The 21,642-nt window shown below is 63.3% G+C and carries 21 protein-coding genes and 1 tRNA gene; 8 read left to right on the top strand and 14 right to left on the bottom strand.

All coding sequences use genetic code 11. The features are described 5' to 3' along the window. Nucleotides 1-29 precede the first annotated feature (29 nt). On the top strand, nt 30-1,040 hold the full coding sequence (locus FE851_RS10680; protein ID WP_145202285.1) for a glycosyltransferase family 2 protein: 1,011 nt from the start codon (nt 30-32) through the stop codon (nt 1,038-1,040). After that, nucleotides 1,013-1,738, top strand: a complete 726-nt coding sequence (locus FE851_RS10675) for a class I SAM-dependent methyltransferase (protein ID WP_145202282.1) — start codon at nt 1,013-1,015, stop codon at nt 1,736-1,738. Before FE851_RS10680 ends, FE851_RS10675 begins: the two co-directional genes overlap by 28 nt. Here FE851_RS10675 and FE851_RS10670 read toward each other — a convergent pair. After that, nucleotides 1,730-3,223: a hypothetical protein gene (locus tag FE851_RS10670; protein WP_145202279.1), complete on the bottom strand. Its 1,494-nt coding sequence runs from the start codon at nt 3,221-3,223 to the stop codon at nt 1,730-1,732. The genes FE851_RS10675 and FE851_RS10670 overlap by 9 nt on opposite strands. 294 nt (nt 3,224-3,517) lie before the next feature. Between FE851_RS10670 and FE851_RS10665 the strand changes: the two genes are divergently transcribed. Beyond that, entirely contained in the window at nt 3,518-3,871 is a 354-nt protein-coding gene (locus tag FE851_RS10665) for a YciI family protein (RefSeq protein ID WP_017181578.1), read from the top strand. A gap of 80 nt (nt 3,872-3,951) precedes the next feature. Here the strand turns inward: FE851_RS10665 and FE851_RS10660 are convergent, their stop codons facing one another. The 6 genes from FE851_RS10660 to FE851_RS10635 form a co-directional block, all read right to left on the bottom strand. Further along, complete coding sequence (locus FE851_RS10660) at nt 3,952-4,206, bottom strand: ATP synthase F1 subunit epsilon (protein WP_017181577.1); 255 nt, start codon at nt 4,204-4,206, stop codon at nt 3,952-3,954. Between the two features lie 50 nt (nt 4,207-4,256). Further along, on the bottom strand, nt 4,257-5,702 hold the full coding sequence (gene atpD / locus FE851_RS10655) for a F0F1 ATP synthase subunit beta (RefSeq protein ID WP_017181576.1): 1,446 nt from the start codon (nt 5,700-5,702) through the stop codon (nt 4,257-4,259). 24 nt (nt 5,703-5,726) lie between these two features. Further along, on the bottom strand, nt 5,727-6,611 hold the full coding sequence (locus FE851_RS10650; protein WP_145202276.1) for a F0F1 ATP synthase subunit gamma: 885 nt from the start codon (nt 6,609-6,611) through the stop codon (nt 5,727-5,729). Between the two features lie 73 nt (nt 6,612-6,684). Continuing rightward, nucleotides 6,685-8,214, bottom strand: coding sequence for a F0F1 ATP synthase subunit alpha (gene atpA / locus FE851_RS10645; RefSeq protein ID WP_017181574.1), 1,530 nt, complete (start codon nt 8,212-8,214; stop codon nt 6,685-6,687). Between the two features lie 2 nt (nt 8,215-8,216). Continuing rightward, nucleotides 8,217-8,771: a F0F1 ATP synthase subunit delta gene (locus FE851_RS10640; RefSeq protein ID WP_186378799.1), complete on the bottom strand. Its 555-nt coding sequence runs from the start codon at nt 8,769-8,771 to the stop codon at nt 8,217-8,219. Between the two features lie 182 nt (nt 8,772-8,953). Next, entirely contained in the window at nt 8,954-10,501 is a 1,548-nt protein-coding gene (locus FE851_RS10635; RefSeq protein WP_145202270.1) for a S1C family serine protease, read from the bottom strand. Nucleotides 10,502-10,614: 113 nt separating this feature from the next. Here FE851_RS10635 and ada point away from each other — a divergent pair, with 113 nt between their 5' ends. Next, nucleotides 10,615-11,676, top strand: a complete 1,062-nt coding sequence (gene ada, locus FE851_RS10630; RefSeq protein WP_145202267.1) for a bifunctional DNA-binding transcriptional regulator/O6-methylguanine-DNA methyltransferase Ada — start codon at nt 10,615-10,617, stop codon at nt 11,674-11,676. A gap of 73 nt (nt 11,677-11,749) precedes the next feature. Continuing rightward, the gene (locus tag FE851_RS10625; protein ID WP_145202264.1) at nt 11,750-13,216 is read left to right on the top strand and encodes a hypothetical protein; all 1,467 of its coding nucleotides are present in this window, start codon (nt 11,750-11,752) and stop codon (nt 13,214-13,216) included. Here FE851_RS10625 and FE851_RS10620 read toward each other — a convergent pair. Genes FE851_RS10620 through FE851_RS10605 form a run of 4 tightly spaced genes read right to left on the bottom strand, consistent with a single transcriptional unit; the run spans nt 13,175 to nt 17,561 of the window. Further along, the gene (locus tag FE851_RS10620) at nt 13,175-14,425 is read right to left on the bottom strand and encodes a hypothetical protein (RefSeq protein WP_186378798.1); all 1,251 of its coding nucleotides are present in this window, start codon (nt 14,423-14,425) and stop codon (nt 13,175-13,177) included. The two genes, FE851_RS10625 and FE851_RS10620, sit on opposite strands and share 42 nt — an antisense overlap. Before the next feature lie 39 nt (nt 14,426-14,464). Beyond that, the gene (locus FE851_RS10615) at nt 14,465-14,686 is read right to left on the bottom strand and encodes a DUF1289 domain-containing protein (RefSeq protein ID WP_145204331.1); all 222 of its coding nucleotides are present in this window, start codon (nt 14,684-14,686) and stop codon (nt 14,465-14,467) included. Then, a complete protein-coding gene (locus tag FE851_RS10610; RefSeq protein ID WP_145202258.1) occupies nt 14,686-16,854 on the bottom strand; it encodes a primosomal protein N' in 2,169 nt (722 codons plus the stop codon). Before FE851_RS10610 ends, FE851_RS10615 begins: the two co-directional genes overlap by 1 nt. 44 nt (nt 16,855-16,898) lie before the next feature. Beyond that, entirely contained in the window at nt 16,899-17,561 is a 663-nt protein-coding gene (locus FE851_RS10605) for a DUF2490 domain-containing protein (protein WP_145202255.1), read from the bottom strand. Nucleotides 17,562-17,693: 132 nt separating this feature from the next. Here FE851_RS10605 and fsa point away from each other — a divergent pair, with 132 nt between their 5' ends. Beyond that, nucleotides 17,694-18,347: a fructose-6-phosphate aldolase gene (gene fsa / locus FE851_RS10600; RefSeq protein ID WP_130752061.1), complete on the top strand. Its 654-nt coding sequence runs from the start codon at nt 17,694-17,696 to the stop codon at nt 18,345-18,347. Between the two features lie 60 nt (nt 18,348-18,407). On the opposite strand, the gene FE851_RS10595 is transcribed toward fsa, so the two are convergent. Continuing rightward, a tRNA-Arg gene (locus FE851_RS10595) sits at nt 18,408-18,484 on the bottom strand. Between the two features lie 68 nt (nt 18,485-18,552). On the opposite strand from FE851_RS10595, the gene FE851_RS10590 reads away from it, so the two are divergent. After that, on the top strand, nt 18,553-19,272 hold the full coding sequence (locus FE851_RS10590; RefSeq protein ID WP_019053363.1) for a queuosine precursor transporter: 720 nt from the start codon (nt 18,553-18,555) through the stop codon (nt 19,270-19,272). Here FE851_RS10590 and truA read toward each other — a convergent pair. Both truA and fmt read right to left on the bottom strand, forming a co-directional pair. Then, the gene (truA, locus tag FE851_RS10585; protein WP_145202252.1) at nt 19,269-20,012 is read right to left on the bottom strand and encodes a tRNA pseudouridine(38-40) synthase TruA; all 744 of its coding nucleotides are present in this window, start codon (nt 20,010-20,012) and stop codon (nt 19,269-19,271) included. The genes FE851_RS10590 and truA overlap by 4 nt on opposite strands. Before the next feature lie 52 nt (nt 20,013-20,064). Beyond that, complete coding sequence (gene fmt / locus FE851_RS10580) at nt 20,065-20,973, bottom strand: methionyl-tRNA formyltransferase (RefSeq protein WP_145202249.1); 909 nt, start codon at nt 20,971-20,973, stop codon at nt 20,065-20,067. A gap of 53 nt (nt 20,974-21,026) precedes the next feature. Between fmt and recR the strand changes: the two genes are divergently transcribed. Next, entirely contained in the window at nt 21,027-21,623 is a 597-nt protein-coding gene (gene recR / locus FE851_RS10575; RefSeq protein WP_107125450.1) for a recombination mediator RecR, read from the top strand. The last annotated feature ends 19 nt before the right edge of the window (nt 21,624-21,642 follow it).

The following is a 21,642-nucleotide window of genomic DNA, read 5'->3' as shown; positions in this document are numbered from 1 at the left end:
GTCAGTTTTTCGCGAGGATCATTGCGCCCATGCGCACGCTGTCGATCGTCATCCCGGTCTATAACGAGCAGGACAGCCTGTCGCTGTTCCTGGAGACGGCGCGCCCTGCGGTGGGGCGGGCGCTGGCGCTGATCGGGCCTGATGCGCGGGCGGAATATCTGTTCGTCAATGATGGCAGCAGCGACCGGACCGGCGACATATTGACCATATTGGCGCGGCTGAACCCCGACATAAGCGTCGTCACCCTGTCGCGCAATTTTGGCAAGGAAGCGGCGCTGGCGGCCGGGATCGACCATGCGAGCGGTGACGCCGTGATCCCGATCGACGTCGATCTGCAGGATCCGCCGGAGGTGATCGTGGATATGGTCCGCCACTGGCTGGCGGGCGCGCAGGTGGTCAATGCGCGCCGGTCCGACCGCTCCACGGACGGCTGGTTCAAACGGACGAGCGCGCGCGGATTCTATCGCCTGCTCAATCGCCTGTCCGATTATCCGATCCCCGAAAATGTCGGCGACTTCCGTTTGCTCGATCGGCAGGCGGTGGACGTCATCAAGCAACTGGGCGAGCAGGCGCGCTTCAACAAGGGGCTGTTCAGCTGGATCGGCTTTCGCGTCGCCACGGTCGATTATGTCCGCGCCGCGCGCGGGACGGGGACGACCAAATGGCGGCTCGGCAAGCTCTGGTCGCTGGCGATCGACGGCATCACTGCGTCGACCACCATGCCGCTGCGGATATGGTCCTATATCGGCGGTGGCATTGCGTGCCTTGCCTTTGCCTATGCGGCCTTTCTGGTCGCCCATACGATCATCACCGGGGTCGATACGCCGGGCTACGCCTCCATCATGGTCGCGGTGCTGGGGCTGGGTGGGCTTAACCTGCTCAGCCTGGGCATTATCGGCGAATATCTGGGCCGGGTCGCGCGCGAAGTGCGGCAACGGCCGCTCTATGTGGTCGCGGATCAATCGACTGTGCCGGTGGCTCCGGTTGCCGAACCAATCAGGGACGAGGATGAATGGACCGATCAGCCTATGCGAGCCTGAGCGCGCAGGAGGGGAGCCATTGGTGGTTCGTCGCCCGCCGCGCCATAGTGGACGCGCTGATCCGCACCCGGATCGCGCCGCGCGCCGACGCGCGCATATTGGAGGCGGGTTGCGGCACCGGCGGCAATCTGGCGATGCTGGCGCGCCATGGCACGGTCGATGCGCTGGAATATGACGATGATGCGCGTCGACATGCCAATGAACGCGGCATTGCGCGCATCGAACCGGGGATGCTTCCTGGCCGGATCGGCTTTGATGCCGCTCGCTATGATCTGATCGCGCTGCTCGACGTGCTGGAGCATGTGGAGGAGGATCGCGCGTCGCTCGCGGCATTGCGGGCGCGGCTGGCGGACGGGGGGCGGATATTGCTCACTGTCCCGGCGGTGCCATGGCTATGGTCCGACCATGACGTGCTGCACCATCACAAGCGCCGCTATACGCTGGCAGGGTTGCGTGCCGTTGCACAGGACGCCGGGCTGAAGGTCGAAGGCATCGGCTATTTCAACAGCCTCCTTTTTCCGCTGGCGGTCGCAACCCGTACTGCGCACCGGCTGCTGGGGCGCAAGGGCGGACTGGACGCGCAGCCGTCGCCGCCGGTCAATGGCGTGCTGCGGCGGATATTCGGTTGGGAACGCCATCTGCTTGGCCGCGTGCGCTTCCCGATCGGCCTGTCGCTCTACGCGATATTGTCAGCCTGACGGATCGTCGGGATGATGCCATGGCCCCTGCCAGCAGCGGGCGGGATCGGCGGCGTTGACGGGTGCCGGATCGGTGGGCCGCACCAGCGACGGCATCCGGTCCAGCGGCGCGACATAGGAATCGATCGGAAAATCGCCAAAGCTCTGGTTCCATGCCTTGAACAGGCTGCACCGGACCTGCGGCGCGGCGGGATGGAGCAGCGCACGGCGGATCTCCATCGCCCCGGTGACTGACCCGATCACCAGCAATATGACCAGCGGCAGGCGGGTGCGCGGCGTAGTTAGCAGCGCATCGGCGACCATGACCGCCAGGATCGTCAGGGCGCTGATCGATGCGCGCATCATGAAATCGGTCGATGCGCCGATCTGGACGTAGGGGATGGCGATCAGCCACAAGGTCAGTACGACCAGCGAATTGCGGCCAAAACGCGGGCGATGGACCAGCAGCGCCAGCGGCGCGACATAGACCAGCACTTCCAGCAGTTCAAACAGGCCCCATTGCAGCGGGGACAGCGCCATCAACCGCGCGCCCACGCCGTCGCCAGCGGCGGCCAGATAGAAGAGGCCGGGGACGCACAGCAGGGTGGTGAGGGCGGGCAGGGCGATGTCGGCGGGTCGGATCGTCTGCGCGCGCAGGCTGCTGATGCCCGCCAGTGCTGCAAATGGCATGGCGCCCATCAACCCCAGCGGCGACCAGAGCGCCGTCAAGGGCAGCAGCGCCAGATAAGCGCCCAGCGGCAATTTCTCCGCACGCCAAAGGACGAAACCCAGCGCGCCGATCCAGCCTGAAATCGCATGTTGCGGCACCCAGAAGGCCAGGGTGACGGTCGATGAATATTGAAGATAGGCCCAGTTTTCGAGATGATCCGACAATCCGCCCCGAAACGCGATGCGCCCCAGCGCGTCGAGGCCGCTGAAGCCCACGACGACCGCCAGCGCGATCATTTTCGCGCGGCGCGTGACAAATAGCGTCGATCCCAACGCCAGCAGCGTGCCGGTCAGCAGGCTGTTCTGGACCAGCAGCGCGATGTCGCCAGCGCTTCCACCCAGCGCCTTGGCCACCAGCGCGGGGATCAGGAACATGCCGACCGGCGCGCGCAACAGTTCGGCCTCGCCCCTTGCGGTGTAGACGAACGGCCAGGGGTTGATGCTCATGTCGCGCAGCACGGCGAAGCGCACCTGCCAGTCGATATTGGCATAGAAAAAGCGTCCCTCCCCACCCAGGAGAAGGAGTATCGTCGCCACGCCGATGCAGATCAGCCATGTCGCGGCTGTCGGTCCGGCAAAGTCGCGCGCCGTCCGGACGATGGCGACGCAGAGCAAGCCGGTCAGCAGCGCGCCCAGCCCATAGGCCCAGAGGGGCATGACGTTCAGGAACCGCCACAGCAGCAACTGGTCGAGGGCCAGCCAGCCGGCCAGCAAGGCGATTAGCCAGCTGCCGGGCAGGGGCCGCTGGAGCGCGGGGGAAGGGGGCGGGGCGATCATCGGGCTTGTTCATGACAAGGCGGGGCGAGTGCGGCAATCGGCGTTGCCCGCCTCATGCATAAAAAAGTTGCGGTAAGGATGCAGATTGCCAACATTGCCCCATAGGACAGCAGGGCTATCGCATATGGCACCATGCCTATCTTATTCGTCACCCTGAACTTGGTTCAGGGTCCATTTCGCCAGCCCATGCCGTTGTCTGCGACGATAAATGGATGCAGAAATAAATTCAGCATGACGTTTGGGGGTAACGCTAAGTCATACGCGATAGCGCTGCATTGAGCAGGGAGACAGGCGATGCGGGTGATGGTGCTGGTGAAGGCGACGCCGGATAGCGAGACCGGCCTGTTTCCCGAACCCTGGACAAGTCAAATGATGGCGGCGATGGGCCGCTATAATGACGCATTGCGCGACGCTGGCATATTGATTGCCGCCGATGGGCTGACCCCCACATCGCAGGGCAAGCGTATCGCCTTTGATGGCGCGGATCGGGCCGTGATCGATGGTCCGTTCACGCCCAGCCGCGATCAGGTGGCAGGCTTCTGGCTATGGGATGTCAGGGATATGGACGAGGCGGTCGCCTGGGCGAAGCGTTGCCCAAACCCTATGCCCGGACCCAGCGAAATCGAAATCCGGCCCCTTCATGAATGACCGTCCAACAAAAAGGGGCGCTGTCGAGCGCCCCTTCTGCTGACCGCGCCACGCCGGGCCGGTCCTTTCATATGCGGTGATCAGCCGGCCTTTTCGGCCAGGACCGTCAGACCCTTTTCATTGACCTCGGCAAAGCCGCCTTCGACCGGGATGATTTCGGGCGCGGCCCCTGCGGTCGCATAGATCTGGATGCTACCGTCGCGCACGGTCGACATGAAGGGCGCATGACCCTCCAGCACGCCGAAGTCGCCATCGGTGCCGGGCACCACGACCTGATAGACCTCTTCCGACCGGAAGAGCTTTTCGGGGGTCACGAGTTCAAAATGCAGTGCCATGTTCGTTTCCTTAGCCCCTCCCTTTCAAGGGAGGGGATGCAACAGGTCGCTTAAGCCGCTTCGGCGGCCAGCTTCTTGGCCTTCTCAATGGCTTCGTCGATGCCGCCGACCATGTAGAAGGCGTTTTCGGGCAGATGGTCATATTCGCCATCGACCACGGCCTTGAACGACTTAACCGTGTCCTCGATCTGGACGAACTTGCCGCTGATGCCGGTAAAGACTTCGGCGACGTGGAAGGGCTGCGACAGGAATTTCTGGATCTTGCGCGCGCGGGCGACGGTCAGCTTATCTTCTTCCGACAGTTCGTCCATGCCCAGAATGGCGATGATGTCCTGCAGCGACTTGTACTTCTGCAGGATCGACTGGACGGCGCGGGCGGTGTCATAATGTTCCTGACCCACGGTGCGCGGTTCCAGAACGCGGCTGGTGGAGTCGAGCGGATCGACCGCCGGATAGATGCCCAGTTCCGAAATGGCGCGGTTGAGAACGGTCGTCGCGTCCAAGTGCGCGAACGACGTCGCAGGCGCGGGATCGGTCAAGTCGTCCGCGGGGACGTACACGGCCTGCACCGAGGTGATGGACCCCTTGTTGGTGGAGGTGATGCGTTCCTGCAGCGCGCCCATATCGGTCGACAGGGTCGGCTGATAGCCCACGGCCGAAGGAATACGGCCGAGCAGAGCGGACACTTCCGCGCCTGCCTGGGTGAAGCGGAAGATGTTGTCGACGAAGAACAGCACGTCCTGATTTTCGACGTCGCGGAAATATTCAGCGATGGTCAGGCCCGACAGCGCAACGCGGGCACGGGCGCCCGGCGGTTCGTTCATCTGGCCATAGACCAGCGCAACCTTGGACCCTTCGGTGATGGCGTTGCCATCGGCATCCTTGGCGATGACGCCCGCGTCCAGGAATTCGTGGTACAGGTCGTTACCTTCGCGGGTACGTTCACCAACGCCCGCGAAAACCGACGTACCGCCATGGCCCTTGGCGATGTTGTTGATCAGTTCCTGAATAAGAACCGTCTTGCCCACGCCCGCGCCGCCGAACAGGCCGATCTTGCCGCCCTTGGCATAGGGAGCGAGAAGGTCGATGACCTTGATGCCGGTGACCAGGATCGCGCTTTCGGTCGACTGGTCGACAAATTCGGGAGCCTTGGCATGGATGGGCGAACGCAGTTCGGTCGCGACCGGGCCGCGCTCGTCAATGGGCTCGCCAACGACGTTCAGGATGCGGCCGAGCGTGGCCGGACCAACGGGAACGCTGATCTGCGCGCCGGTGTCGGTCACTTCCTGGCCGCGGGTCAGGCCCTCGGTCGAGTCCATCGCGATGGTGCGGACGGTGTTTTCGCCCAGATGCTGGGCGACTTCCAGAACAAGGCGCTGGCCGTTGTTGCTGGTTTCCAGTGCCGACAGGATCGACGGGAGCGCATCAGGGAAGGTCACGTCGACGACGGCGCCGATGACCTGCGAAATGCGGCCTACATTGTTGGTGGTTGCCATGACTGCTTCCTTGCGTGCGTGTGCTTAGAGGGCTTCAGCGCCCGAAATGATTTCAACGAGTTCGGTGGTGATCGCGGCCTGACGGCTGCGGTTATACTGGATCGTCAGCTTGTTGATCAGGTCGCCTGCGTTGCGCGTGGCATTGTCCATCGCGGTCATCGACGCGCCCTGTTCGGATGCGTTGTTTTCCAGCAGCGCCTTGAACAGCTGGATCGCGACGTTGCGCGGCAGCAGGTCGTCCAGGATCGCTTCCTCGCTCGGTTCATATTCGACCGTCGCGGCGATGGCGTTGCGGTCGGCGTCGGCGGGGATCTTGACGGGAATGATCTGCTGTTCGGTCGGGATCTGCGCCAGCGCCGACTTGAAGCGCGAATAGAAGAGATGCGCGATGTCGAACTTGCCGTTCAGATACATGTCGGTCAGCTCGCCAGCGATGGCGTGCGCCTGATCATAGCCGGGCTGCTTGGCGCCGGTCGTGTCATATTGGGCGACGATCTGGCCGGGATACATGCGGTTGATCACCGGACGGCCCTTGCGACCGATCAGGTAGAATTTCACCGTCTTGCCCTGCTGGATCAGCTCGTCCGCCTTGGCGCGGGCGGCCTTGACGATGTTGGCGTTGAACGCACCGGCCAGGCCACGGTCGGAGTTGGCGACGACCAGCAGATGCACGTCATCCTTGCCCGTGCCCGCCAGCAGCGGCGATGCGCCTTCGCCCGAACCGCCCGCGATTTTCGAGGCGAGGGAGGCGACGACGGCTTCCAGGCGGCTGCTATAGGGGCGCGCGGCTTCCGCTGCGGCCTGCGCCTTGCGCAGCTTCGCGGCGGCGACCATCTGCTTCGCCTTGGTGATCTTCTGGGTCGATTTGACCGACCCGATGCGGATCTTCAGTTCCTTGAGGCTTGCCATCTCAATCCCGAATTCAGTGTAGGGAGGCCGCCGGTCGCCCGGCGGCCTTCATCAAATCACTTAGGCACCAGACTTAAGCAAAAGTCTTGCCGAAGCTGTCGAGCGCGGCCTTGAGCTTGCCCTTGGCTTCGTCGCCCAGATCCTTGGTGTCGCGGATCATGGTCAGCACGTCGGCATGATCGTGGCGCAGATAGGCCAGCATCAATTCTTCGTAGCGGGTCACGTCCTTGACAGCGACGCTGTCCAGATAGCCGTTGGTGCCAGCGAAGATCGACGCGGTCTGTTCCTCGAACGGCAGCGGCGAGAATTGCGCCTGCTTGAGCAGTTCGGTCAGGCGCGCGCCGCGGTTCAACAGCTTCTGGGTCGATGCGTCGAGGTCCGAACCGAACTGGGCGAAGGCCGCCATTTCGCGATACTGGGCCAGTTCCAGCTTGATCGAGCCGGACACCTTCTTCATCGCCTTGGTCTGCGCGGCGGACCCGACGCGCGACACCGACAGGCCGACGTTGATGGCCGGACGGATGCCCTGGTAGAAGAGGTTGGTTTCCAGGAAGATCTGGCCGTCGGTGATCGAGATCACGTTGGTCGGGATGTAGGCCGACACGTCGCCTGCCTGCGTTTCGATGATCGGCAGCGCGGTCAGCGAGCCAGACCCGTTGTCGCTGTTCATCTTGGCCGCGCGCTCCAGCAGGCGGCTGTGCAGATAGAACACGTCGCCCGGATAGGCTTCACGGCCCGGAGGACGACGCAGCAGCAGCGACATCTGGCGATAGGCGACGGCCTGCTTCGACAGATCGTCATAGACGATGACGGCGTGCATGCCGTTGTCGCGGAAATATTCGCCCATGGTCACACCGGTATAGGGGGCGAGATACTGGAGCGGAGCGGGTTCCGAAGCGGTCGCGGCGACGACGATCGAATATTCCATCGCGCCATTTTCTTCGAGCTGCTTGACGATCTGGGCAACGGTCGAGCGCTTCTGGCCGACTGCGACATAGATGCAGTAGAGCTTCTTGCTCTCGTCATCGCCCGCATTGGCGGCCTTCTGGTTGATGAAGGTGTCGATCGCCACGGCGGTCTTGCCGGTCTGGCGGTCGCCGATGATCAGTTCGCGCTGGCCACGGCCAACGGGGACGAGCGTGTCGATGGCCTTGAGGCCGGTCTGCACGGGTTCGTGAACCGAGGTGCGCGGGATGATGCCGGGCGCCTTGCGCTCAACGCGCATGCGCTGATCGGACACGATCGGCCCCTTGCCGTCGATCGGGTTGCCAAGGCCGTCCACGACGCGGCCCAGCAGGCCCTTGCCGACGGGGACGTCGACGATGGTGCCGGTGCGCTTGACGGTGTCGCCTTCCTTGATCTCGCTGTCGGACCCGAAGATCACGACACCGACATTGTCGGCTTCCAGGTTCAGCGCCATGCCCTGAATACCGTTGGCAAACTCGACCATTTCGCCCGCCTGGACATTGTCGAGGCCATGGACGCGGGCGATGCCGTCACCCACGGTCAGCACGGAACCGACTTCGCTAACCTGCGCTTCGGTGCCGAAATTGGCGATCTGGTCCTTGATGACCTTCGAAATTTCTGCGGCGTTGATATCCATGTTCAGCCTTTCATCGCCATGGCGAGACTATTCAAACGGGTACGAATGGAGCTGTCGATCATCTGGCTGCCGATCTTGACGACCAGCCCGCCCAGGATCGCGGGGTCGACCTTCGCATCGATGGCGACGTCGCGGCCGACGCGGGCGCGCAGGCTTTTGCCGAGCGCGGTGATCTGCGTCTTGGTCAGCGGGTGCGCGCTCGTCACTTCGGCGCGGGCCTCGCCCTTGTGATTCGACAGCAGGGTTTCATAGGCGCGGATGACGGCGGGAAGCTGGCCAAGCCGGCGGTTCCCGGCAAGCACGCCCAGAAATTTCGTGGTCAGGGGATCGATCCCCATGGAGGATGCGACGGCGGCGATCGTCTTTCCAGACGCATCGCGGCTCAGCACCGGGCTGTTGATAAGCGCTTTGAAATCAGGCGATTGGGCAATCGCACCCTTCAACGCGGCAAGGCTGTCCGCCACGGTCTCGAGCGATTGGCCATCGCGCGCCAGATCGAACAGCGCAACCGCGTAGCGGCCGCTGAGGCTGGCCTGTATACCGCCGGTAGTCTCCACGCGCTTACCGTCCTCCATTTGATGTGCCGGTCATGCAATGAGGGGGGAGCAGTTACGCCCGTCCCCCTTGTTGTGGGGCCGGTTAGCAGCGCGATTATGACTATGCAAGTCATGCTGCGCGATTCCGGCAATAGTGCGAAACCGCTGGCATTTGACTGAGTTTTTTCGCGGCACCGAATCGGTTATTGCGCCGGATCGACCGGGGCAAGCCGACCTTTCTGGCAATGATAGACAATCCGTTCGTTGGGCTGGGCCGGGACGATTGCCGCAATATGCGATTGCAGCGCGGCAATCCGGGCCAGAGCTTCAGGATTGCTGCCACAGGCGGGAATCGGCTTGGCCCCCACCAGCGCGCGCGCCTTGGCCATGGTGTCGGCATCGGGCAGCCAGCGGTCGACGCGCAGCACGCCATTGACGGGATCGAAGCGGCTGGAGGCGAGATAATGGCCCTCCGCCGGGATCGTCACCCGCTGCCATCCAGTGCCGCTGGCGACATATTGGGTGTCGCCATTGAGGCAGCCGCCCTCCGCCCAGTTGAAGGCGATGTCATCGGGTTGCGACAGGGTCAGGCGGCTGCGCGCCATGTCCACCTTGCAGATATTGTCGCCCGCCCAGGCAAAGGCGGTATTGCTGACCACGCCCCCATCCTGCGCCACCGCGACCTTTTCGTCGATGCTGGCGAAGCTGGGTCGGAAGAAGAACAGCCCCGCCGCCCCGAACAGCAGCAGCCCGCCGATCGCCAGTGACCATGTCGCATGCTTTTCCCGCTTCTGGCTGTAGAACAGCCCGCCAGCGCCCAGCGCCAGCACGGCCACGGCCAACAGTACGGCTGCCCCGGCCATCGCGTTTTCGCGCGCGGAAATCACCTCCCTCTCGGCAGCGTCGCGGGCGCGGTCCATTGCCTGCTGACGCGCGCTGTCGCTGGCGCGCAGCTTCTGCTCGCTCATCGCCGATTCGCGCTGGAGGATCGCGGCCTCGGCCGAATCGGCGTCGGCAAAGGAACGGCACGGCACGACAGTATGGCGCGACGATACGCCCGCCTGCCGCAGGAAGGAGGCGATTTCCCGCCAGGATACGGCAAAGCCGAATTCGGCGTCGCTGCCGTCCGATACCGATCCGAAGCTGTTGACCCCCAGCACCCGGCCACAATCATCGACCAGCGGCCCGCCGCTGTTTCCAGCCGCCAAGGGCGCTGTGTGCAGCAGCGTGTCGAAGCTGCGGCTCGCGCGGCCGGCGGACACATTGCCACTGGTTTTGACGGTTGCCACTGGTTCGACCATCTGCTTGAGGCCCAGCCCCTGCGCCCGGTCGACCGTGCCGGGATAGCCAATGGCGGTGACATGCTGGCCGTCGGTCACGGCCCCGGCGTAGAAAGTGCTGACCGGCAGGCTGCCCTGTTCCAGCTGGATCAGGGCCAGGTCGTTGCCGGGCGAAAAGGCGATGATGCGCCCGCCATAGCTGTTGGTGCCTTCGGACGGGATGACGCCGATGACGAGATTTTTCTCTTCCCGCGCCAGTTCCACGACATGGGCGTTGGTCAATATCTTGTCGGGCGCGACCGCCAGGCCGCTGCCATGGCCGACAAAATAGGCTTCGCTGCCATCGGTCGCGACCAGCACGACACGCACCACCCCGCGCGCGGCAGCGGCGATGTCCTGCTGTTCGGCGCGGGAGACCGTCGGCGCGGCAAGGGCGAGCGCCAGGAGGATGAAGCGGAAAAGAGCGACCATAGGCGCGCATACATATGCAAAGGCGGGCGTTGCGCAATCGGGAAAAGTGCGTGGTTTTTTTGAGCGCAAGCTGCGGGAAGCATGGCCAGCGCTTTCGCTATATCCCATAATGTATGAACCAGATGACCCGCCTGTCCACGCCCGCGCCCTCCATGCCCGATCCCGACCAGTGCTGGGCGGCGGTCTTGCGGCGCGACCGGACGATGGACGGGCACTTCGTCAGTTGCGTCGCTACCACCGGCATTTATTGCAAGCCCAGTTGTCCCGCGCGGCACCCCAGGCGGGAGAATATGACCTTCCTGCCCGATCCCGCTGCGGCGCGCGCAGCGGGCTTCCGCGCCTGTCTGCGCTGCCGCCCGGACGAAACGGGGCGGGACAGGCAGGCGGTGGCCGCCGCGATCGCGCTGATCGAAGCGGCGGAGGAGTCCCCCCGGCTGGAGGCGATCGCGGCCCATGTCGGCTATGCCCCGCATCATTTCCATCGCCTGTTCAAGCGCGAGACCGGGCAGACACCCGCCGCCTATGCCCGTACACTGCGGGCCGACCGGCTGAAGACCGCGCTGGATGCGGGCGGCAGCGTGACGGCGGCCATTTACGAGGCGGGCTATGGTGCGCCCAGCCGCGCCTATGCCGACGCGGCAACCCATCTGGGCATGACGCCCAGCGCCTGGCGCGCGGGCGGGCGCGGCGTCACGATTCGCTGGCGCACCATCGACAGCAGCCTTGGCCCGATGCTGATCGCAGCGACCGAAAAGGGGCTGTGCCGGATCAGCTTTGATGAGGGCGAGGCGGCGCTGCGCGACCGCTTCCCGCAGGCGGACCTGCGCCCCGCCGACGCTGCTCTGGATCGGCTCGCCGCTGCCGTCGTGGCGCTGGTGGATGATCCGACCGGCGCGCCGGACCTGCCGGTCGATGTTGGCGGCACCGCCTTCCAGCAGGCGGTGTGGTCCGCCCTGCGCGCGATACCTGCCGGGCAGACTCGCAGCTATGGCCAGATTGCCGCCGCCATCGGCCGCCCCGGCGCCGTCCGAGCGGCTGGCACCGCCTGCGGCGACAATGCGCTCGCCGTCCTCATCCCCTGCCACCGCGTCCTGCGCAGCGACGGCACGGCGGGCGGCTACGCCTGGGGCGTGGAGCGGAAGCAGGCGCTGCTCGCGCGGGAAAAGCGCAAATAGCGGATCAGATTGCACTTTCCAATCGGTCCGGCCTCCGCCACTCTGGGGGCCGGTCTTTGGGTGAAATATAACGATGCGGATGTGGGCGGCCCTGTTGCTGGGCATCGGATGGATGATGGCGCTGCCCGGCACGGCGCAGGCAGCGTGGTGGCAGGCGAAAAGCCGTCACTTTACCGTTTACAGCGAAGGCAATGACGAAAAACTGCGCGGCCTGGCCGAACGGTTGGAGAAGTTCGATTTTCTGCTGCGGCGGCTCCATGATGTGACCGATCCCGAACAGGGTAGCTCGGTGCAGGTCTATCTGCTTTCCAACGACAGGAAGGTGCAGAAACTCGCGGGCAATCCCAACATTGGCGGCTTTTACACGACATCGGATCGCAGCGCCTTTGCGGTGCTGGCGCGCGGCGAAAAGACCGGAAAATTTGATTTCGGCGCGGAAGAAATCCTTTTCCACGAATATACGCATCATTTCATGCTGCATCACTTTCCGGCTGCCTATCCAGCCTGGTATGTCGAGGGATTTGCCGAGTTTTTCTCTGTCGTGAAATTTCCCAAGAGCGGCGCGATCGAGTTTGGCCATGTGCCCATGGCGCGGTTGCCCGGACTGGTGCTGGGCCAACCCTATCCGCTCGAATATCTGTTCGCCCGCGACACGGGCGATCTCAGCCGACGTGACGGGGACCGTTATTATGGTACCGCCTGGCTGCTCACCCACTTCTATCAATATAACAAGACGCAGCGTGGCAAGGAGATCGCCAGCTATTTGGCGGATTTGGTCAGGGGCGTTCCAGACCGTTCGCCCGACAGCTATTTTGAAGGTGGGCTTGCAGGTCTGGAAAAGGATCTCAGGGCCTATATGCGCCACCGTCTGTCAGCCTCATCGCTCAAATCCAATGAAATGAAGATTGGCGAGATTGTCGTCAGCCCTGTCGATCCGGCGCAGGGCGCGTTGGTCGAGGATGAACTGCGGCTCATCAATCACCCGAAGGCCGACGAACTGCCCGCCATCGTCACCGCCATTCGCGCGACCGCCGCCCAATTCCAGGATTCTGCCTATGCGGCAGCCCTGTTGGCGGAAGCGGAATGGGCCGCTGAGGAAAAGGACGCCGCGTTGGCGGACGCGGACCGGGCGATCGCGATGGATGCCCGGTCATCGCGTGCCCATGCGGTTCGCGCGCAGGTTTTGCTGGAGCGCGCGCATGACAGCGACAAGGCGGACGACTGGAAGGCGGCGCTGACCGCCATCGTTCGCGCCAACCGCGCCGACACGGAGGACCCCGTGCCGCTGGCGCTATTCTACCGCTATCACGCGATGCGAGGCGGCAAGATGCCAGATCTTGGCTATGATGGGCTCTACAAGGCCTTCACCCTGTTGCCGCAAAGTCCTGACTATCGCTTCAATGTCGTCCGCGCGATGGCGGCGCGGGGCGACTATGCCACAGCTTCCCTGCTGCTCGATCCCATCGCCTATTCGCCCCATGCTTCTAACCCGTATAATTCATCGGGGGTTGGCGGATGTCTGTCTCTTATACACATCTAGAGGTGTATAAGAGACAGGGTTGGAAGCCATATTCGTCATGATGGGCATCTGGCTCTTATACACATCTAGAGGTGTATAAGAGACAGGGTTGGAAGCCATATTCGTCATGATGGGCATCTGGCTCTTATACACATCTAGAGGTGTATAAGAGACAGGGTTGGAAGCCATATTCGTCATGATGGGCATCTGGCTCTTATACACATCTAGAGGTGTATAAGAGACAGGGTTGGAAGCCATATTCGTCATGATGGGCATCTGGCTCTTATACACATCTAGAGGTGTATAAGAGACAGGGTTGGAAGCCATATTCGTCATGATGGGCATCTGGCTCTTATACACATCTAGAGGTGTATAAGAGACAGGGTTGGAAGCCATATTCGTCATGATGGGCATCTGGCTCTTATACACATCTAGAGGTGTATAAGAGACAGGGTTGGAAGCCATATTCGTCATGATGGGCATCTGGCTCTTATACACATCTAGAGGTGTATAAGAGACAGGGTTGGAAGCCATATTCGTCATGATGGGCATCTGGCTCTTATACACATCTAGAGGTGTATAAGAGACAGGGTTGGAAGCCATATTCGTCATGATGGGCATCTGGCTCTTATACACATCTAGAGGTGTATAAGAGACAGGGTTGGAAGCCATATTCGTCATGATGGGCATCTGGCTCTTATACACATCTAGAGGTGTATAAGAGACAGGGTTGGAAGCCATATTCGTCATGATGGGCATCTGGCTCTTATACACATCTAGAGGTGTATAAGAGACAGGGTTGGAAGCCATATTCGTCATGATGGGCATCTGGCTCTTATACACATCTAGAGGTGTATAAGAGACAGGGTTGGAAGCCATATTCGTCATGATGGGCATCTGGCTCTTATACACATCTAGAGGTGTATAAGAGACAGGGTTGGAAGCCATATTCGTCATGATGGGCATCTGGCTCTTATACACATCTAGAGGTGTATAAGAGACAGGGTTGGAAGCCATATTCGTCATGATGGGCATCTGGCTCTTATACACATCTAGAGGTGTATAAGAGACAGGGTTGGAAGCCATATTCGTCATGATGGGCATCTGGCTCTTATACACATCTAGAGGTGTATAAGAGACAGGGTTGGAAGCCATATTCGTCATGATGGGCATCTGGCTCTTATACACATCTAGAGGTGTATAAGAGACAGCCTGACGCCCGATCAACAACGCGATGAATTATACGGGCTAACATGCGCGAAGCGGCGATCAGGTTGAAGGCGGAACTGGATGGCCAGGCGGCCCAGACGTCGGCAGAGAAGGCGAAGAAAACGGGAAATCCCGCACCCGCGCCATGACGGCGGCACGGGCTTCGTCGCTCATGCTGCGCCAATGGACGATTTCGTCGATCGTCCGTCCGCAACCAGTGCAGATCCGCGCTGCGTCCAGTGCGCAGAGGTTGCGGCATGGGCTGGCAATAGGCGTGTCCATCACATGAAACTGTAGGGATCGACATCCACGGCGACGCGGGTGCTGGATTTCCACACGATATTGCCCAGCCATTCGCGAATCGCTGCCTGTATGTCGACCTGCCGCGTCGCGTGGATCAGCAGCCGGTGGCGATGCCGTCCGCGCAGGACGGAGAGCGGCGCAGGGGCGGGGCCATAGACGCGCATCCCCTCTATCAGCGGCGCAGACTTGCCGATCAGGCGCGCGACCTGTGCTGCTTCGTCGGCATCCTCGCTCGAAATGATGATCGCGGCGAAGCGGCCGAAGGGCGGGGCGTTGGCGCGCCGTCGATTTTCGGTCTCGACCGCGTAGAAACGCTCGGTATCGCCCTCGATCAGCGTCTTGATGACCTCGCCTTCGGGCATCCGGGTCTGGATGAACACGCGGCCCGGCTTCTGCCCGCGTCCGGCGCGCCCGGCCACCTGCATGATCTGCTGAAAGGTGCGCTCCGACGCGCGCAGGTCGCCGCCCTCCAGCCCCAGATCGGCGTCGATCACCCCCACCAATGTCAGATTGGGGAAATGATAGCCTTTGGTCACCAACTGGGTGCCGACGATGATGTCGATGTCGCCCGCCTCCACCGATTTGACGAAATCGGCGACTCTGGCGGGCGAAAATAACGTGTCGGACGTGACGATGGCCGTGCGCGCCTGCGGCCATAGCGCCTTCACCTCGTCAGCGATCCGCTCCACCCCCGGACCGCAGGCGACCAGCGAATCCTCCTCCTTGCATTCCGGGCAGAATCGGGGCGCGGGAACGACATGGCCGCAATGATGGCAGGCCAGCCGATGTGTCAGCCGATGTTCGACCATCCAGGCGGTGCAATTGGGGCATTGGAAGCGATAGCCGCAATGGCGGCAAAGGGTCAGCGGGGCATAGCCGCGCCGGTTGAGGAACAACAGGCTCTGTTCGCCCTTGGCCATCACCTCGTCGATGGCCTTGACCAGAGGCGGCGCGATCCAGCGACCGCGTTCGGGCGGATCGGTCAGCAGGTTGATCCCCTCGATCTGCGGCATTTCCGCCCCGCCATAGCGGGATGGCAATTTGATTTCGCGATAGCGGCCCAGTTCGACCTGATGCCGCGTCTCGATCGCGGGCGTGGCGGACGCCAGGATGACCGGGAATTTCTCGATCAGGCCGCGCATCACCGCCACGTCGCGGGCGTGATAATGGACGCCATCCTCCTGCTTGAAACTCGCCTCATGCGCTTCATCGACGACGATCAGGCCGAGCTTCGGATAGGGCAGGAACAGCGCCGAGCGTGCGCCGACGACGACCTGCGCCTGCCCGCTGGAAATCGCCCGCCACGCCCGCCGCCGCTCGGTCTGGCGCAGGCCGCTATGCCAGTTGACCGGGATCGTGCCGAACCGGGCCTCGAACCGTTCCAGAAACGGCTCGGTCAGCGCGATTTCGGGCAGCAGGACCAGCACCTGGGCATCGGCCCGGATGGCGGCGGCGATCGCCTCGAAATAGACTTCGGTCTTGCCCGATCCGGTCACGCCGTCGAGCAGGAAAGGCGCAAATTCATGGTCGCGCACGGCGTTCGCCATCGTCATCGCCGCGTCCGCCTGTGCCGCTGACAGGGTGGGTGGGGCATGGTCCGGGTCGGGCGCGGGGAAGGGCGTGTCGACGCTGACTTCGATGGCGTCGAAAATATCCTGCTTGATGAGGCCGCGAATCACCGCGTCGCTCACCCCGCCGATCAGCGCCAGTTCGCGCACCAGCCCCTGCCGCTCGCCGATCCGCTCCAGCGCCTGCGCGCGCTGATCGGTCATGCGGTCGGGCTGACGGCCATTGGCCTTATATTCGATGACGGTGCGCGTGCCTTCCAGCGCCGCCATCGACGCCAGCGCCATGCGCAGCACGGCGGCAGGGGGCGACAGATAATAGTCCGCCGTCCATTCGATCAGCCGCCGCAGCGTTTCTGGCAAAGGCGGGGCGTCAACCACCTCGACCAGGTTGCGCAGCCGGTTGTCGCCCACGCTCTCGACATCGGGGAAACTATCTTCCTCCCACACCACGCCGACCAGCTGGCGGGGGCCAAGCGGCGCGACGACGATGCTGCCGGGCTTCACGTTCATGCCGTGCGGCACGCGATAGTCGAGCGGCCCCAAGGCAGCGTTGAGCAGGAGGACACGGGCGCGGGACATGCCCCGTCCTTAGCGCCTGACGCCCGGCAGGCAAATGCCGCCTGCTATATCCGCCAGCTCAATGTCAGCCAGGGTATATGGGCGACGACATCTGGCCGGGCCTCTCGAAAAGTCTGCTGCCGCATGTAGAGCAGTTGCGCATCGAGGTTCTTGCCGATCGGGTGGCGCAGGCCGATCTGTTGCCGCATCACGGCAAGGCCGGTCCTGTCGCTGGGCCGGGCGCGATTGAGGTGAAAGAAGAATTCCGTCACCGCGATCATGGTCCACTGTTTCGCCCGGTCCAGCGGTACGCTGGCCTGGAGTCGCTGGCGCAGGCGCCAGCTGGCGGTATCGACATTGTCGAAAAAGCGCTCCTCCATCCGGGTGCGGGCTTGCCAGATGCCCTTGCTGAGCGTCACCTGCTGATGAAAGCGCAGTTCCTGGTCAACCTCGCTCTTGAGATAGGCGATCGCGCCGCCCACCTGCACCGCCGGGCTGACGCGATGGTCCAACGCGATCCGCGCCAGAAACTGCTCGCCGCCGCTGCCAGTGTCGGACCGCGCACGTTGGCTCGCATCAATGGTGACAAGATCGTCCTTGCTGGCGTGGATCGTCGCCATTTCCGTGATCCACAATTGCGATTCCTGGGTGGCGGCGACCGCAGGCGACAGCATCGCCATGACCGGCAGGGCGCCTGCCAGCAGGCTGAGGGGCAAATGGCGGCGCATCTCTGGTCCTTTGGCAAGGTGCGCGCCCTATAATCGCAGTGGCGGGACGACACAATCACCCGATCCGACATGGCCAATCCCGCCGTCAGCCGCTAAAGGGACCGGATTCGCCCATCCCCGGAGCCGCATTCCATGAAATTCTTTGTCGATACCGCCGACACCGCCGAAATCCGCGATCTCGCCGTCACCGGCCTGCTCGACGGCGTGACCACCAACCCGTCGCTGATCCACAAATCGGGCCGCAAGTTCCTGGAAGTGGTCGAGGAAATTTGCGGGCTGGTCGAAGGCCCCGTCTCCGCCGAAGTCGTCGCGCTCGATCATGAGACGATGATGAAGGAAGCCGCCGTCCTGCGGAAGATCGCGCCCAATGTCTGCATCAAGGTGCCGTTGACCATCGACGGCCTGAAAACCTGCAAGGCGCTGACCGACGATGGCGTGCTGGTCAACGTCACGCTGTGCTTTTCCGCCAATCAGGCGCTGCTCGCGGCCAAGGCGGGCGCCAGCTTCATCTCGCCCTTTGTCGGTCGGCATGACGATAACGGCTTTGACGGCATGGCCCTCATTCAGGACATCCGCCTGATCTACGACAATTATGGGTTCGACACCGAAATCCTGGTCGCTTCGGTCCGCCACCCCATCCATGTACTGGAAAGCGCCCGCATCGGCGCCGACGTGATGACCGCGCCGCCCGCGGTCATCAAGGCGCTGTTCAACCATGTCCTGACCGACAAGGGCATTGCAGGCTTCCTGGCCGACTGGGAAAAGACCGGCCAGACCATCCTCTGATCCAGGATCGCCGGGCGCGTTAGACGGCGCGCCCGGTGCTGATCGTCCCTCTATGATGGATGGTGACCCCGGCAGGACTTGAACCTGCGACCATCCGCTTAGAAGGCGGATGCTCTATCCAGCTGAGCTACGGGGCCATGCTTCGCCCCGATAGCGGCGCGCGCGGCAGCTTGCAATCACCGGCCTGTGCGATATGCACGGCTGCATGATCGACGGGGCCGTTCAGAAAATCGATGCCGATGCGCTGGGCGGTCGCCCGTTGCGCTATTTCGACTTTGTGATGGCGGCCTTCGTCGTCATCCTGCTTCTGTCCAACCTGATCGGCGCGGCCAAGCTGTCGACGCTGGGCGGCGTCACCTTTGGTGCTGGCATCCTGTTTTTCCCGCTGGGCTATGTCATCGGCGACGTGCTGACCGAAGTCTATGGCTATGCCCGCGCGCGCCGCTGCGTCTGGGCGGGCTTTGTCGCGATGCTGTTCATGGCGCTGATGAGCTGGGTGGTGGTCGCGCTGCCGCCAGCGCCCGGCTGGCCGGGGCAGGACGCCTATGAATCGGTGTTCGGGAATACCTGGCGCATCGTGTTCGCTTCCCTCATCGCCTTCTGGGCCGGGGAATTTGCCAACAGCTTCGTCCTGGCCCGCATGAAGGTGCTGACGCAAGGGCGGCATCTGTGGATGCGAACGATCGGGTCGACAGTCGTGGGGCAGGGCGTGGACAGCCTGCTCTTCTATCCGCTCGCCTTTTACGGGCAGTGGAGCAATGCGCAGGTGCTGACCGTCATGGTCACGAACTGGGCGATGAAGGTCGGCTGGGAAGCATTGTTGACGCCCATTACCTATGGCGTGGTCAATATGCTCAAGCGGCGCGAAGGGCTGGACGTCTATGACCAGGGCACCAATTTCACGCCGTTCCGCGCCCGGCTTTAAGCCGGATAATCGGCCCGCACGAAATAGAGGCCATCTGGCGGCGCATTGAGCCCCAGCGCGGCACGGTTACGGGCCTCCAGCGCATCGCGCAGGTCATCGGCCGACCATCGCCCCATTCCCACCATCGCCAGGCAACCGACCATGGACCGCACCTGATGATGCAGGAAGGATCGTGCCCCGGCATGGATCGCAATCCGGTCCCCCTCCCGTTCGACGCTTAGCCGGTCGAGCGTCTTGACCGGGCTGGCCGACTGGCAATGGGCCGACCGGAAGGTGGTGAAATCATGCAGCCCGACCAGCACTTGCGCCGCGTCATGCATCGCCGCGGCATCAAGCTGCGGCTTCACCTGCCAGGCCAGCCCCGCTTCGAAGGTCAGCGCCGCGCGGCGGTTGACGATGCGATAGACATAGGATCGGCCCATGCAGGAAAAGCGCGCGTGCCAGTCGTCCGATACTTCTTCGCAACCCAATATCGCCACCGGCTGCCGTCCCAGCCGCGCGTTGATCGCCTCCATCAGGCGGAATGGCGTCATCGGCTTGGCCACATCGGCATGGGCGCGCATCGCCAATCCGTGCACACCGGCGTCGGTGCGCCCGGCGGCATGAACCACGACCCGCTCGCCCGTCACGGCATGGATCGCATCCTCGATCGCCTGCTGCACGCTCGGCCCATGCGCCTGCCGCTGCCATCCCATGAACGGCCGTCCGTCAAATTCGACGGTGAAGGCAAAACGGGTCATGGCTCAGGGGCGTTCGTGTCGAACATGGTCGAGAAACGGGGGACGCGCCATCTCACCCATCCACCCGGCTCCCGGCCGGCATGTCGAACCCGCGCAGCATCTCATCCGGCGTCATCGCTGCCTTGCCCGCGCGCTGGATCAATGTCGGGCGGATCGCGCCATGGCCGCATGCGATCAGCAGCGCGTCGTCCAGCAACGCGCCGGGCGCGCCATCCTCATGCTCGACCTGCGCTGTCAGGATGCGAAACCGCTCCCCGCCATATTCGAAAAAGGCGCCGGGAAAAGGATTGAATGCACGAACCTGCCGCTCGATCTGAAGCGCGGGCCGGGTGAAGTCGATCCGCGCCTCGACCTTGGCGATCTTGGCGGCGTAGGTGACGCCCTCCTCGGGTTGGGCCATTGGCGGATGCTGCGCAACATCGTCCAGCACCTCGACCATCAGGTCCGCGCCCGCCTGCGCCAGTTCGGCGGTCAGCGCACCCGCCGTCTTGCCCTCTATCTTGGTCACATATTTGGCCCGCATCGGCCCGGTATCCAGGCCAGCCGCCATGTCCATGATCGTGACCCCGGTGACATTGTCGCCCGACAGGATCGCCCGCTGGATCGGCGCCGCCCCGCGCCAGCGCGGCAGCAATGATGCGTGGATGTTCATGCAGCCATGGCGCGGCGCATCCAATATGGCGCGCGGCAGGATAAGCCCATAGGCCGCGACCACCGCTACATCGGCATCGAGCGCCGCGAAGGCGGCCTGTACCGCCGCGTCCTTCAGCGATTCCGGCGTCCGAACCTCAATCCCCATCGCCTCGGCCCGCTGATGGACGGGGGCGGGGGTCAGGTTCTTGCCACGCCCGGCGGGACGAGGCGGCTGGCTATAGACCGCGACGATGTCGTGCCCCGCCTTTGCCAGTGCGTCGAGCGCGGGAACCGCGAAATCGGGAGTGCCCATGTAGATGATACGCATAGCGTCATCTCAAAGCCCTTGTCGGGACGGGTTGCAAGCCCTTATCTCACGGCATGGCCTCTCCCGAAATCGAAGCGCTGACGCAAGCCCTGTCCCGCCTGCCCGGTTTGGGGCCGCGTTCCGCGCGGCGGGCGGTGCTGCACCTCATCAAGAAGCGCGAGGCCGCCATGGCCCCGCTGCTGCGCGCGCTGGAGGCGGTGAACGACCGGCTCGTTACCTGCCAAGTCTGCGGCAATGTCGACACGGTCGACCCCTGCGGCATCTGCGCCGATCCGCGCCGCGACCCGCGTGCGCTGTGCGTCGTGGAGGATGTTGCCGACCTGTGGGCGCTCGACAAGTCCCGCCTTTTTCCCGGCCGCTTCCATGTTCTGGGCGGTCGCCTGTCCGCGCTGGAAGGGGTGCGGCCGGAGGATCTGACGATCGATGCGCTGGTCGGCCGGCTGGAACAGGGCGGCATCGATGAAGTGGTGCTGGCGATGAACGCCACGCTGGAGGGGCAGACGACCGCCCATTATCTGGCCGAGCGGCTCGAACATTTCCCGATCCGCCTGACCCAGTTGGCCCATGGCGTGCCGGTGGGCGGCGAACTGGACTATCTGGACGAAGGAACGCTGGCGCAGGCGCTGCGGGCGCGAAGGCCGGTGGGGTAGGGGAGCGAAACCTTTTGCC

The sequence above is a fragment of the Sphingobium sp. B2 genome (genome assembly GCF_007693735.1).
Taxonomy (GTDB): Bacteria; Pseudomonadota; Alphaproteobacteria; order Sphingomonadales; family Sphingomonadaceae; genus Sphingobium; species Sphingobium xenophagum.
The sequence above is the reverse complement of the archived record's forward strand: the minus strand, read 5'-3'. Positions and strand labels throughout refer to the sequence as shown.

Excerpts from the sequence above, each read along its gene's own strand:
- FE851_RS10680 (WP_145202285.1), top strand. The coding sequence starts at position 30 with ATGCGCACGCTGTCGATCGTCATCCCGGTCTATAACGAGCAGGACAGC.
- FE851_RS10675 (WP_145202282.1), top strand. The coding sequence starts at position 1,013 with ATGGACCGATCAGCCTATGCGAGCCTGAGCGCGCAGGAGGGGAGCCAT.
- FE851_RS10670 (WP_145202279.1), bottom strand. The coding sequence starts at position 3,223 with ATGATCGCCCCGCCCCCTTCCCCCGCGCTCCAGCGGCCCCTGCCCGGC.
- FE851_RS10665 (WP_017181578.1), top strand. The coding sequence starts at position 3,518 with ATGCGGGTGATGGTGCTGGTGAAGGCGACGCCGGATAGCGAGACCGGC.
- FE851_RS10660 (WP_017181577.1), bottom strand. The coding sequence starts at position 4,206 with ATGGCACTGCATTTTGAACTCGTGACCCCCGAAAAGCTCTTCCGGTCG.
- atpD (WP_017181576.1), bottom strand. The coding sequence starts at position 5,702 with ATGGCAACCACCAACAATGTAGGCCGCATTTCGCAGGTCATCGGCGCC.
- FE851_RS10650 (WP_145202276.1), bottom strand. The coding sequence starts at position 6,611 with ATGGCAAGCCTCAAGGAACTGAAGATCCGCATCGGGTCGGTCAAATCG.
- atpA (WP_017181574.1), bottom strand. The coding sequence starts at position 8,214 with ATGGATATCAACGCCGCAGAAATTTCGAAGGTCATCAAGGACCAGATC.
- FE851_RS10635 (WP_145202270.1), bottom strand. The coding sequence starts at position 10,501 with ATGGTCGCTCTTTTCCGCTTCATCCTCCTGGCGCTCGCCCTTGCCGCG.
- ada (WP_145202267.1), top strand. The coding sequence starts at position 10,615 with ATGAACCAGATGACCCGCCTGTCCACGCCCGCGCCCTCCATGCCCGAT.
- FE851_RS10625 (WP_145202264.1), top strand. The coding sequence starts at position 11,750 with ATGCGGATGTGGGCGGCCCTGTTGCTGGGCATCGGATGGATGATGGCG.
- FE851_RS10615 (WP_145204331.1), bottom strand. The coding sequence starts at position 14,686 with ATGGACACGCCTATTGCCAGCCCATGCCGCAACCTCTGCGCACTGGAC.
- FE851_RS10610 (WP_145202258.1), bottom strand. The coding sequence starts at position 16,854 with ATGTCCCGCGCCCGTGTCCTCCTGCTCAACGCTGCCTTGGGGCCGCTC.
- FE851_RS10605 (WP_145202255.1), bottom strand. The coding sequence starts at position 17,561 with ATGCGCCGCCATTTGCCCCTCAGCCTGCTGGCAGGCGCCCTGCCGGTC.
- fsa (WP_130752061.1), top strand. The coding sequence starts at position 17,694 with ATGAAATTCTTTGTCGATACCGCCGACACCGCCGAAATCCGCGATCTC.
- FE851_RS10590 (WP_019053363.1), top strand. The coding sequence starts at position 18,553 with ATGATCGACGGGGCCGTTCAGAAAATCGATGCCGATGCGCTGGGCGGT.
- truA (WP_145202252.1), bottom strand. The coding sequence starts at position 20,012 with ATGACCCGTTTTGCCTTCACCGTCGAATTTGACGGACGGCCGTTCATG.
- fmt (WP_145202249.1), bottom strand. The coding sequence starts at position 20,973 with ATGCGTATCATCTACATGGGCACTCCCGATTTCGCGGTTCCCGCGCTC.
- recR (WP_107125450.1), top strand. The coding sequence starts at position 21,027 with ATGGCCTCTCCCGAAATCGAAGCGCTGACGCAAGCCCTGTCCCGCCTG.